General features: G+C 73.0%; 13 protein-coding genes. 7 read left to right on the top strand and 6 right to left on the bottom strand.

Translation table 11 applies throughout. The features are described from left to right. Nucleotides 1-437 precede the first annotated feature (437 nt). The 3 genes from ADK52_RS04730 (at nt 438) to ADK52_RS04740 (ending at nt 2,309) form a co-directional block, all read left to right on the top strand. The gene (locus ADK52_RS04730; protein ID WP_053688519.1) at nt 438-776 is read left to right on the top strand and encodes a thioredoxin family protein; all 339 of its coding nucleotides are present in this window, start codon (nt 438-440) and stop codon (nt 774-776) included. 136 nt (nt 777-912) lie between these two features. After that, entirely contained in the window at nt 913-2,100 is a 1,188-nt protein-coding gene (locus tag ADK52_RS04735) for a cytochrome P450 (RefSeq protein WP_053688520.1), read from the top strand. Between the two features lie 5 nt (nt 2,101-2,105). After that, complete coding sequence (locus ADK52_RS04740; protein ID WP_053688521.1) at nt 2,106-2,309, top strand: ferredoxin; 204 nt, start codon at nt 2,106-2,108, stop codon at nt 2,307-2,309. A 44-nt stretch (nt 2,310-2,353) separates the two neighbouring features. Here the strand turns inward: ADK52_RS04740 and ADK52_RS04745 are convergent, their stop codons facing one another. Continuing rightward, the gene (locus tag ADK52_RS04745; protein ID WP_053688522.1) at nt 2,354-3,352 is read right to left on the bottom strand and encodes a BtrH N-terminal domain-containing protein; all 999 of its coding nucleotides are present in this window, start codon (nt 3,350-3,352) and stop codon (nt 2,354-2,356) included. 161 nt (nt 3,353-3,513) lie between these two features. On the opposite strand from ADK52_RS04745, the gene ADK52_RS04750 reads away from it, so the two are divergent. Both ADK52_RS04750 and ADK52_RS04755 read left to right on the top strand, forming a co-directional pair. Further along, the gene (locus ADK52_RS04750; RefSeq protein WP_053688530.1) at nt 3,514-3,867 is read left to right on the top strand and encodes a DUF1304 domain-containing protein; all 354 of its coding nucleotides are present in this window, start codon (nt 3,514-3,516) and stop codon (nt 3,865-3,867) included. Between the two features lie 50 nt (nt 3,868-3,917). Next, entirely contained in the window at nt 3,918-4,496 is a 579-nt protein-coding gene (locus ADK52_RS04755; protein WP_053688523.1) for a TetR/AcrR family transcriptional regulator, read from the top strand. Nucleotides 4,497-4,668: 172 nt separating this feature from the next. Here ADK52_RS04755 and ADK52_RS04760 read toward each other — a convergent pair whose 3' ends face one another. Then, a complete protein-coding gene (locus ADK52_RS04760; protein WP_053688524.1) occupies nt 4,669-4,875 on the bottom strand; it encodes a cold-shock protein in 207 nt (68 codons plus the stop codon). Between the two features lie 117 nt (nt 4,876-4,992). Then, nucleotides 4,993-5,346 carry an HGxxPAAW family protein gene (locus tag ADK52_RS04765; protein WP_053688525.1) on the bottom strand — a complete coding sequence of 118 codons (354 nt, stop codon included), beginning with the start codon at nt 5,344-5,346 and terminating at the stop codon, nt 4,993-4,995. 108 nt (nt 5,347-5,454) lie between these two features. On the opposite strand from ADK52_RS04765, the gene ADK52_RS04770 reads away from it, so the two are divergent. Beyond that, nucleotides 5,455-5,949: a MarR family winged helix-turn-helix transcriptional regulator gene (locus tag ADK52_RS04770; RefSeq protein ID WP_053688526.1), complete on the top strand. Its 495-nt coding sequence runs from the start codon at nt 5,455-5,457 to the stop codon at nt 5,947-5,949. Nucleotides 5,950-6,032: 83 nt separating this feature from the next. After that, nucleotides 6,033-7,532, top strand: coding sequence for a DEAD/DEAH box helicase (locus tag ADK52_RS04775; RefSeq protein WP_053688527.1), 1,500 nt, complete (start codon nt 6,033-6,035; stop codon nt 7,530-7,532). A 54-nt stretch (nt 7,533-7,586) separates the two neighbouring features. Here the strand turns inward: ADK52_RS04775 and ADK52_RS04780 are convergent, their stop codons facing one another. The 3 genes from ADK52_RS04780 to ADK52_RS04790 form a co-directional block, all read right to left on the bottom strand. Beyond that, nucleotides 7,587-8,531, bottom strand: a complete 945-nt coding sequence (locus ADK52_RS04780; protein WP_053688531.1) for a class I SAM-dependent methyltransferase — start codon at nt 8,529-8,531, stop codon at nt 7,587-7,589. A 195-nt stretch (nt 8,532-8,726) separates the two neighbouring features. Next, complete coding sequence (locus ADK52_RS04785; protein WP_053688528.1) at nt 8,727-9,230, bottom strand: hypothetical protein; 504 nt, start codon at nt 9,228-9,230, stop codon at nt 8,727-8,729. A gap of 85 nt (nt 9,231-9,315) precedes the next feature. Then, entirely contained in the window at nt 9,316-9,942 is a 627-nt protein-coding gene (locus ADK52_RS04790) for a hypothetical protein (RefSeq protein ID WP_053688529.1), read from the bottom strand. Nucleotides 9,943-10,056 lie beyond the last annotated feature (114 nt).

The raw sequence follows: 10,056 nt of genomic DNA on the forward strand, positions 1-10,056 counted from the left end.
GGCGGGGGCCGATGCGGGGGCCGAGGCCGCCGGATCCGCCTCCGCGTCCTTCCCGTTCGTCCCCTCCGCCGGCGTCCCGCAGCCCGCGAGGAACAGCGCTCCCGCCGTGAGCGCGAGGCCCGCTCTCCGGAGATTCCTGCGACGTTCCATGGACGACCCCTCCCGACACGCCGATCAACTACCTCGCAGATGCAAGGCGATCAGCCCCCTTGTGGCGAAAATGCCGTGCGCAACATACCTGAAGTCCCGCATCTGCCCTACCCCGTGAAAACCGCCCTGGAGCATCGGCCGAAAGGCCCGCCCGCAATCCCCGGCAAACGCCCCGGACGCTTGGCGGAAACACCCATTCCGGACGGGAATCCCGGCCGGACGGAGCCGGCGGCGATGATGGGGGCCCGCCCACGCACCACCCGGAACACGAAGCAGGAGCACCGCCCATGGCACGTCGGGTACACCAGCCGCTGGAGAACCAGGAGTTCGACTTCATCCTCGGCATGACCGAGGGGCCGGTTCTCGCCTACTTCATCGGCACCTGGCCCAAGGCCCTGGAGGCCTGCCGCGCGATGGACGCGCTCGTGTCCGAGGCGGCCGAGGAGTACGGCACGCGCCTGACGGCCGTCCGCACCGACATGACCCGCTGCCCGGAGCCGACCAGGCGTTTCGCCGTGACCGGAGCCCCCACCGTGGTCCTCGTCGCGGGCGGCGAGGCCGTGGCGAGCCACGCCGGGGCGATGAGCCGCGCCGAGCTCCGGGCCTTCCTGGACGCCCATCTCTGAGCCTCCCGGCGGCCACTCGGCCGGGCGGGCCAAAGGGGGCTATCTGGCCGAAAGTGGCATAGGTCAGATAGGTGCCTAGGGCATGTAATGGATTCCGGCGAGACGGACCCACGGAACCATGCTTACGAGGTGCTGCATGTCAGAGACCGTTGCCTTCCCCCAGGACCGAACCTGCCCCTACCACCCGCCGACCGCGTACGACCCGCTCCGCGAGGGCCGGCCGCTCTCCCGGGTCACCCTCTTCGACGGCCGCTCGGTCTGGGTGGTCACCGGGCACGCCGAGGCGCGCGCCCTGCTCTCCGACGGACGGCTCTCCGCCGACCGGCAGAACGAGGCCTTCCCCACTCCCACCAAGCGGTTCAAGGGGCTCCAGAACCGCCGTACGGCGCTGCTCGGCCTCGACGACCCCGAGCACAACGTCCAGCGCCGCATGCTCATCCCGAGCTTCACCCTGAAGCGGACCGCGGCCCTGCGGCCCGCCATCCAGGAGACCGTCGACCGGCTGATCGACGAGATGGTCGCCAGGGGCCCGTCGGCCGAGCTGGTGAGCGACTTCGCCCTGCCCGTCCCCTCGATGGTGATCTGCGCCCTGCTCGGAGTCCCGTACGAGGACCACGAGTTCTTCGAGGGGGCGTCGCGAAGGCTCCTGCGCGGACCCGAGCTCGCCGACGTGGAGGCCGCGCGGGACCAGATCAACGGCTACCTGGCCGATCTGATCGAGCGCAAGCGCGGGGAGCCGGGCGACGGGCTGCTGGACGAACTCGTCGCCACCCGCCTGGAGACCGGTGAGACCGACGTCGAGGAGCTGGTCTCGCTGGCCGCGATCCTGCTGGTCGCCGGCCACGAGACCACCGCGAACATGATCTCGCTCGGTACGTTCACCCTGCTGCGGCATCCGGAGCAGCTGGCCGAGCTGCGCGCCGACCCGTCGCTGATCTCGGTGGCCGTGGAGGAGCTGATGCGCTTCCTGTCCATCGCGGACGGGATGCTGCGCGTGGCCACCGAGGACATCGAGATCGGCGGGGTGACGATCCGCCCGGACGACGGCGTGGTCTTCTCCACCTCCGTCATCAACCGGGACGCGGCGGTGTTCGAGCGGCCGGACGCCCTGGACTGGCACCGGTCCGCCCGGCACCACGTCGCGTTCGGCTTCGGCATCCACCAGTGCCTCGGGCAGAACCTGGCCCGCGCCGAGATGGAGATCGCCCTCGGGACGCTGTTCGCACGGCTGCCGGGGCTGCGGCTGGCGGCCGAACCGGACCGGATCCCGTTCCGGCCCGGCGACACCATTCAGGGCATGATCGAACTCCCCGTGGCATGGTGAGGAACATGTCGCCACAGCGCATCGACATCAACACGGACATCTGCATCGGCGCCGGACAGTGCGCCCTGACTGCGCCGGACGTGTTCACCCAGGACGACGACGGCTTCAGCCAGGTGCTCCCGGGCCGGGAGGACGGCGGCGGCAGCCCGCTGCTGCGCGAGGCCGCCCGCGCCTGCCCGGTGGCCGCCATCAGCATCAAGGAGGAGTGACCGGGTCACCGCGGCGCCATCCCCGCCGCACCGCCCCGTACGGCTCAGAGCAGGGCGACGGCCCGGCGCTCCAGCTCCAGCGAGCGGTCCACCAGTTCGGCGCACGCGTCGAACAGGGCCCGCCGCGCGGGGGCGTCGGAGTCCGGCTCGGCCGTACGGGCCAGGGCCGCCAGCCGCGACCAGTGCCCGGCGGAATCCCGCAGGAGCGAGGCCGCCTCCGGCCGCCCGGCGAGGTCGAGGAAATCGGCGTACAGCGGCCGGGTGGCACCGGGGGCGGTCCACTCCTCCTCCAGGCAGGCGTACAGCCGCCCGGTGCCCACCCGGAAGGCCTCCGGGCTGCCGAAGCGGCGCTCCCAGCCCGTCTGGGTGCTGGTGTCGCGCAGCTGCGCGGCGAACTTCGCCATGCCGGAGAAGCCGAAGTTGACGTCGAACTGGTTGCCCAGGACCGGTCCCGTGAGCCGGGCGGCGGTGGTGGCGACGGCCTCGTCGAGGTCCGGCCCGGCGGTGGCCGGCCCGGTGGGCACCACCATCTGGTGGTGGCCCTTGCGGTGCCCCGTCCAGGCGGCGCCGAACTCCTCCCGGCCGATCCGGTACGGGACCTCGGCCCCGTCCTCTACGTAGAGGGTCTCGCCCTCGGCGCCCTCGTACCCCGCCACGACCACCGTGTACGGATCCGCGCCGGCCGTCTCCGGGACGCCCTCGTGCCAGGGCAGCCGGGACCGGTCGACGGTGCAGAACACCGGACGCCCGCCGTCCAGGGCGGCGCACACCCGGCCCCAGCGGGGTTTGGCGCTGCGCGTGGCCTCGTACGGGACGTTCAGCCGGCCCAGAGCCGTCTGCACCCAGGGCTGGGGGTGGGCCTGGGCGACGATCGTCGGCATCGGCAGGTGGCCCGCGTATTCGAAGACGAAGTACATGAAGCCGATCCCGCCCGCGAGGCCGGCGACCAGCACCTCGTCGTGCACGCTCCCGAGGGCGTGGCGGATGAGCGAGCTCTCGCGGTGGCGGCCGGTGCCGAAGTCCGAATAGACGAGCGGGGTCATGCGGCCAGCGTAGCCGCGCGCGATCGGGCGAACGCACGACCGCCGTCCGGTCGGCCGGCCGACCGGACGACCGGACGACCGGCCACCACCGACTTCCTGTACAGTTGTCCAGGAAGTTGCCCGCTGACGCTGCTCCACCAGCCCTCGAAACGGAGGTGGCCGTGCACACGGTCGCTCAGGTCCTCATAGGCGTCGTCGCCGCCCTGCACGTGTACTTCCTGGTCCTGGAGATGTTCCTGTGGCAGCGGCCGCCCGGCCGGGCCCTGTCGGGCTTCGACGAGGACCTCGCCCGCCGCACCGCGCCGCTCGCCGCCAACCAGGGCCTCTACAACGGCTTCCTGGCCGCCGGCCTGGTCTGGTCGCTGGTCATCGACTCGCTCGCCACGCAGATCTTCTTCCTCGTCTGCGTGATCGTCGCCGGGCTGTACGGTGGCGCGACCGCCAACCGCCGCATCCTCGTCGCCCAGGCCCTGCCCGGCGCACTCGCCCTGGGCGCGGCGCTGCTGGCCGCGTGAGCCCGGAGGCGCCCTTTGAGCCCGGAGAACGCCTTGAGTCCGGAGGGACCGTGAGCCCCGAGGACCCGCGCACCGCCCGCACCAAGGCCAGGCTGCGCGAGAGCCTCCTCGCCGCGTGCGCGGACCGGCCGCTCGGGGAGGTCAGTGTCTCGGCGGTGGTCCGCCGGGCCGGGGTCGGCCGCGCCACCTTCTACCTGCACTACGAGGACCTCCCGGCGCTGGCCGTCGACGCCTGCGCCGACGTCGTGCACGCGGCGGTCGACGCCCTGCACGCCTGGCAGACGGAGCCCGGGGCGCAGGCCCCGGCCCGCCCCCCGGCCGCGCTGGCCGGCTTCCTCGCCGACGCCGCCGGGCACGCGGCCCTGTACCGCACCCTGCTGCTGCCGGGCGGGGGCGGCCCGCTCGGCGAGCGGCTCCACCGGGAACTGCGCGCCCGGGCCCGCGCCGAGCGCGCGGCGGCCGGCGCCCCGCACGCGGACCTGGTCGCCTCGGCGGTGGCCGCCACGTTCACCGGGATCCTCGCCGACTGGCTGCACGACAGCGTCCCGGGCTCCCCCGCGGAGCTGGCGGACCACCTCTGGCCGCTGCTGCTGGCCCTGCACCGCGCCGGCTCCCGGCCGGCGCCGTGACGGCCCCGCGGCAGCCCCGTACCGGCTCACATCGGACCGCGTAGGACCGCGTAGGACCGCGTAGGACCGCAGCAGCCTCGGACAGCATTGAGCCCCGCCGGACCGACCGGCGGGGCTCATGTCACGGGCTGGGCTCGTGAAGTGGCGTCACAGCGGCGTCACCGAAATGACGTCACCCGATGGGAATCACGTTCTCCGCCTGCGGGCCCTTGGGGCCCTGGGTGACGTCGAACTCGACCTTCGCGCCTTCCTGCAGCTCCTTGAAGCCGGTGGTCTGGATGGCGGAGAAGTGCACGAACACGTCGGGGCCGCCGTCGTCCTGCTGGATGAAGCCGAACCCCTTCTCCGAGTTGAACCACTTCACGATGCCTGTTGCCATCAGTACTGATCCTTCTCAACGTTCCACGCGGGCCGCACGTATGGTGCAGCCGTTCCGATCCTGCCCGCCCGTCACTCACACCACACCTCAGGCGCGGCCAACCGGGGAGCGTTCGAACTATCGACCGGCCAGCTCGGCGGGCCGGGGCCGAGGAGCCGCCGCCGCGGCCCGGCTCGGTCCGGCGGCCCGGCAGCCCAGGCAGTGCGCGTGCCCGGTCCGCGCGACGGTGTCCCTGGTGCGCCAGTCCCATTCGGCGCGGGGACGGGGGCCGCTGGGCTTGCCCCAGCCGGCGAGGTGCAGGACCCAGGTGACGGCTCCGGCCACCACGACGAGGCCGAGGCCGAGCCAGATCCCGGGGACCCAGGCCGCGCACAGCGCGGCCCCGGCTCCGGTGCAGCCCAGCAGGGCCAGGGCGGTGCCGGTCCAGCCGGCGACCGTGTGGCCCATGTCGACGTCTCCGTGCGCGCTCATGATTCTCCCCAGACGGACGGGCGGCAGTAGGCTCGAAAGGCGAGATGCCTTAGTGAACAAGATAAGCATCTCACGAGCTAAGTTACTTAGACACTAAGGAGTATCTGCGTGCAGGGCAAGTCCCGCCCCGCGGCCACGGCCCAGGAGGCGCTGTCGCGCATGGACCGGTACGTCGCGCTGGGCCTCATCGGCCAGCAGGAGGTCGCGCAGCTGCTCGGGCTGAACGTCACCGACCTGACCTGCCTGGGCCACGTCCTGGGAGCCGGGGACGCCCCGCTGGGCGCCGGCGACCTCGCGGAGCTGACGAACCTGACCACCGGCGCGGTGACCGGGGTGCTCAACCGCCTGGAGCGGGCCGGATACGCCCGTCGGCAGCCGGATCCCGCGGACCGGCGCCGGGTGCGCGTGGTGGCCGACCCGGCGGCCACCGCCCGCGTCTTCGCCGTGTACGAGCCCTTCTACGCCCGGCTCGGCGCGGTGTTCGCCGAGTACTCCCCCGACGAGATCGCCGTCATCGCCGACTGGTTCGCGCGGGCGACGGTAGAGATGACCGCCCACCTCGCCGAGGTGCGGAGCGGGCGGCTCGACCCCGCGGCGCCGTAGCGGCCCGCGACGCCGTAGCGCCCCCGTGGCGCCGCGGCCCCGATGGTAAAATTCGACTTTTCACGTCTCACGGAAGGTTCTGCATGAAGAACCCGTCGGTTCACGGGCGCTTCGGCATCAAGGCCGGAGCCAAGGCAGGACCCAAGGGCGGTGCGAAGTCGGGCGGCAAGACCCCCCGGACCGCCCCGCTGAAGGGCGAGTTCGCGATGCCGAAGACGGTCGAGCCGGCGCTGCCGCCGGTGGAGGCCTTCTCCGAGCTCGACCTGCCCCGTGAGCTGGTGACGACGATGACCGACCTGGGGGTGACGCAGCCGTTCCCCATCCAGGCGGCCACGCTCCCCAACTCCCTGGCCGGCCGGGATATCCTCGGTCGCGGCCGGACCGGCTCCGGCAAGACCCTGGCCTTCGGCCTGGCCCTGCTGGCGCGCACCGCGGGCCGCAAGGCCGATCCGAAGCGCCCGCTGGCCCTGGTCCTCGTACCGACGCGCGAGCTGGCGCAGCAGGTGACCGAGGCGCTCACTCCGTACGCGCAGGCCCTGGAGCTGCGGATGGCCACGGTGGTCGGCGGGCTGTCGATCGGCAAGCAGGTGAGCGCGCTGCGCACCGGTGCCGAGGTCGTCGTGGCCACCCCCGGACGCCTCAGCGACCTGGTCGGGCGGCGCGACGTCCACCTGGAGCGGGTGAAGATCACCGTTCTCGACGAGGCCGACCAGATGTGCGACATGGGCTTCATGCCGCAGGTCACCGAGATCCTGGACCAGGTGCACCACGCCGGGCAGCGGATGCTGTTCTCGGCCACCCTGGACCGCAACGTGGACCAGCTCGTGCGCAGCTACCTGAAGGACCCGGTCTCGCACTCCGTGGACCCGTCGGCGGCCTCGGTGAACACGATGGACCACCACGTGCTGCACATCCACTCCGCCGACAAGTACTCGGCCGCCACCGAGATCGCGGCGCGCGAGGGCCGGGTGCTGATGTTCCTCGACACCAAGCACGGCGTGGACCAGTTCGTGAAGCACCTGCGGGCCATGGGCGTACGGGCGGAGGGGCTGCACAGCGGCAAGTCGCAGCCGCAGCGCACGCGCACGCTCGCGCAGTTCAAGACCGGGGCCGTCACGGTCCTCGTCGCGACGAACGTCGCCGCGCGCGGCATCCACATCGACGACCTGGACCTCGTCGTGAACGTGGACCCGCCGGCCGACCACAAGGACTACCTGCACCGGGGCGGCCGTACCGCCCGCGCGGGCGAGTCCGGCAAGGTCGTCACCCTGGTCACCCCGAACCAGCGCCGGGACATGGTCCGGCTGATGGCCGAGGCCAAGATCCGGCCGACCACCACCCAGGTCCGCTCCGGCGAGGCCGCGCTGAGCCGGATCACCGGGGCCAAGGCCCCGTCCGGGGTACCGCTGGCGGGCGCCGAGCCGACCGACGCCAAGGGCCGGCCCTCGGGCTCGGACCTCGGGTTCCGCGGGATCGGCACGCGTCCGGGCCGGCCGGGGGCGGGCAAGGAGTCCCGCAAGACCTCGGAGGCCCGCAAGCTCGCCGAGGCGCGCCGTGCGGCCCGGGTCCGCAGGGGCGGCTGACGCACTCCGACGTGCCGGTGCCGGCCCCCGACACGGGGGACCGGCACCGTTACGTCAGCGGCGGCGGCGCCGCCAGGACACGATCGCGCGGGTGATCACCGGCGGGAGCAGGTCCTTGGCCAGCCTGCGCCAGGCGGTGCCGGCCCGCGGGCGGGGGCCGGGCTGGTGTCCCCGCTGCTGCACGGGCTCCGCGACGGGCTCGGGCGCCGGACGCAGCGGCTGCGGGGGCGCCGGCGGGACGGCCCCCTCGTCACCGATCCGGACCAGCGACTGTCCGGCCACGAGGTCCACCCCGTGCCACAGGTCCTTGCGCCCCTCCAGCCAGGTGAGCAGCTCCGCCTGGTACGGCGCCGCGTCGTCCCAGGTCGCGTACAGCTTCGACGCCGAGACGCAGATGAGGTGCAGCTCGCCGGTGGCCACCGCCGCCCAGACCGCAGCGGCGACGCCGGGGCAGTGCTCGGAGCGGTAGTCGTCGAAGACGACGACGGCGCCCGGGGCCGCCACGACGCGCGAGGAGGCGATGTCCTGGACGACGTGCTCGTAGAGGTGCGAGGCGTCGATGTGGACGAACCGGCAGCTGGCCGGGCGCACCCGGTCGGCGACGACGAAGGTCGGCGCCTGGATGATCGTGGGGAGTTCCTCGCGGAAGGCCAGGTAGTTCGTCTCGAAGCCGCGGCGGGTGAGCGTGGGGTAGGAGTCCTGCATCTCGGCGAGATTGGAGTCGTCCGGCGCGGGCGAGTCGAAGAGGTCACAGACGGTGAACTCCTCGCCCTCCCGCAGGTACCCCCCGAGGAAGATCGCGCTCTTCCCCATGAAAGCGCCGAGTTCGAGCAGATCGCCCGGCTTCTCCTCCGCGCCGCTGCGGCGGGTCAGGAACCAGTCGAAGAGCACCTGGTCATAGCCCGAGAACCAACCGTTGACCTGGTCGTACGCGGTGGGCGCGGGCGGGGCCGGCTCGCCGTCGGGGGTGGTGACGGGAGCTTGGGAAACGTGCGACACGGAGAGCAGCCTCCAGTGGAACGGCATCGGAACCAACGCTGATACCCGGCCAGGTAGGCAGACCTTAAACCCCCGAACGGCCGTGTGACGAGACTCCTGTGCGGAGGTGATAGAACCGCGGCCGCCGTTTTCCCGTCTTGCTCCTGATTGACCTCTTCTTCCCGCGGGGCTTCCTCGTGCGGTTCGCCGCCGGGATCAGCCCGTGACGTTGCGGCGGCGCAGGCGCGCTGCGGCGGCGCTGCGCACGCGGTGGGTGCGGGCCGTGGCGGCGAGCACGTCGAGGGCCTCGTACGAGTTCGGCGACTGGGCGGCGGCACGCTGGCACCAGTCGGAGGCCGCGGTGAGCTCGGCCGCGGCCCACGGCTCGCCGTCGGTGATGGCCTTGAGCAGGGTCCACTCGCGGAGCCGGCGGGCCGGGAAGGCGCGGGCGCCGATCGCGGTGCCCATGGCGCGGGCCCAGCCGGGGAAGCTCGGGTCGGTCAGCAGGTGGGCGGCGCGGCGGTCGAGGTGGGTGACCACCGCGCTCTCGGCCATCACCGGGTCGCGATCGCGCAGCACGGCGGCCACGGCGTCGGCCTCGCCCGCCCCGCCCGCCCCGGCGGCCGCGGCGGCCAGGGCTTCGAGGTGGCGTCCGTAACGCCAGTGCTCGGGCACGGTGGCCGTGGCTTCGGCCCCTATGTGGTTCTCGCTTCTCCCCATGCACCCATTCCACACGACCCCGCTGAACACCCGATGCCCAGGGGTGCCTCGACCCGCCCCCGGCGACCGGCCCGCGGCAGCCCCGTCAGTAGACGTGCAGCGAGACCGCGCAGAGCCCGCGTCCCGCTGCGGCGGCCGCCCGCCAGACACGGAGGGGGCCGTCGGTGACGCGTTCCTCGCGGGGGCCGTAGTCCAGCCAGTCCCGGTCGCGGGCGCGGGCCCGCTCCTCGGCGGTGAAGGTCAGTGCCCGTTCCACGTGCGGCAGCGTCCGGCGGACCTCGGCCGCGGTGAGGAGCGCGTTCCCGCACCAGCCGGGCAACCGGGCGGCCCGGTGGGGGCCCATGGCGTGGAACAGGGCGGCGACCGCGTAGTCCTTGGCGTGCACGGAGACGAACATGTGCGCCGGATCCGGCTCGGGCTCCCAGAGATCCTCCATGACATGGAACCCGGGGTCGGTGATGCCGTTGCAGACGTCGTCCACGTGCTCGCCGGGCCGGGTCAGGTCCCGGAAGGAGTCGATGGCCCCGGTGTGCGCCCGGTCGGCGTACCAGGTGCGGTGGTCCGGCAGCGGGGTGCGCTGCCAGAGCGTCCAGCGGCGCAGGGCCGCCGGATCCGTACGGTCGGCTTCGAGGGCCGGCGCGAGCAGGGGCGCGAACTCCGCGATGACGGAGTCCGGGTGGCTGCTGATCGACCATGCGCTGGTGAATCCCATGACGTCACGCTACGGGGCACCACTGACAGCGCCGCCCCGTGCGGTCACCCGTGGGCGCCCTCCGGCGGGAGCTCGGTGAGGGGGGTGCGGGGTGGGGGGGGCGCTGACGCGGAG

This window comes from Streptomyces sp. WM6372 (assembly GCF_001279655.1).
In the GTDB taxonomy this organism is placed as follows: domain Bacteria; phylum Actinomycetota; class Actinomycetes; order Streptomycetales; family Streptomycetaceae; genus Streptomyces.

What these genes read in the sequence shown, in the direction of transcription:
- ADK52_RS04730 (WP_053688519.1), top strand. Translation starts at nt 438, where the DNA reads ATGGCACGTCGGGTACACCAGCCGCTGGAGAACCAGGAGTTCGACTTC.
- ADK52_RS04735 (WP_053688520.1), top strand. Translation starts at nt 913, where the DNA reads ATGTCAGAGACCGTTGCCTTCCCCCAGGACCGAACCTGCCCCTACCAC.
- ADK52_RS04740 (WP_053688521.1), top strand. Translation starts at nt 2,106, where the DNA reads ATGTCGCCACAGCGCATCGACATCAACACGGACATCTGCATCGGCGCC.
- ADK52_RS04745 (WP_053688522.1), bottom strand. Translation starts at nt 3,352, where the DNA reads ATGACCCCGCTCGTCTATTCGGACTTCGGCACCGGCCGCCACCGCGAG.
- ADK52_RS04760 (WP_053688524.1), bottom strand. Translation starts at nt 4,875, where the DNA reads ATGGCAACAGGCATCGTGAAGTGGTTCAACTCGGAGAAGGGGTTCGGC.
- ADK52_RS04765 (WP_053688525.1), bottom strand. Translation starts at nt 5,346, where the DNA reads ATGAGCGCGCACGGAGACGTCGACATGGGCCACACGGTCGCCGGCTGG.
- ADK52_RS04775 (WP_053688527.1), top strand. Translation starts at nt 6,033, where the DNA reads ATGAAGAACCCGTCGGTTCACGGGCGCTTCGGCATCAAGGCCGGAGCC.
- ADK52_RS04785 (WP_053688528.1), bottom strand. Translation starts at nt 9,230, where the DNA reads ATGGGGAGAAGCGAGAACCACATAGGGGCCGAAGCCACGGCCACCGTG.
- ADK52_RS04790 (WP_053688529.1), bottom strand. Translation starts at nt 9,942, where the DNA reads ATGGGATTCACCAGCGCATGGTCGATCAGCAGCCACCCGGACTCCGTC.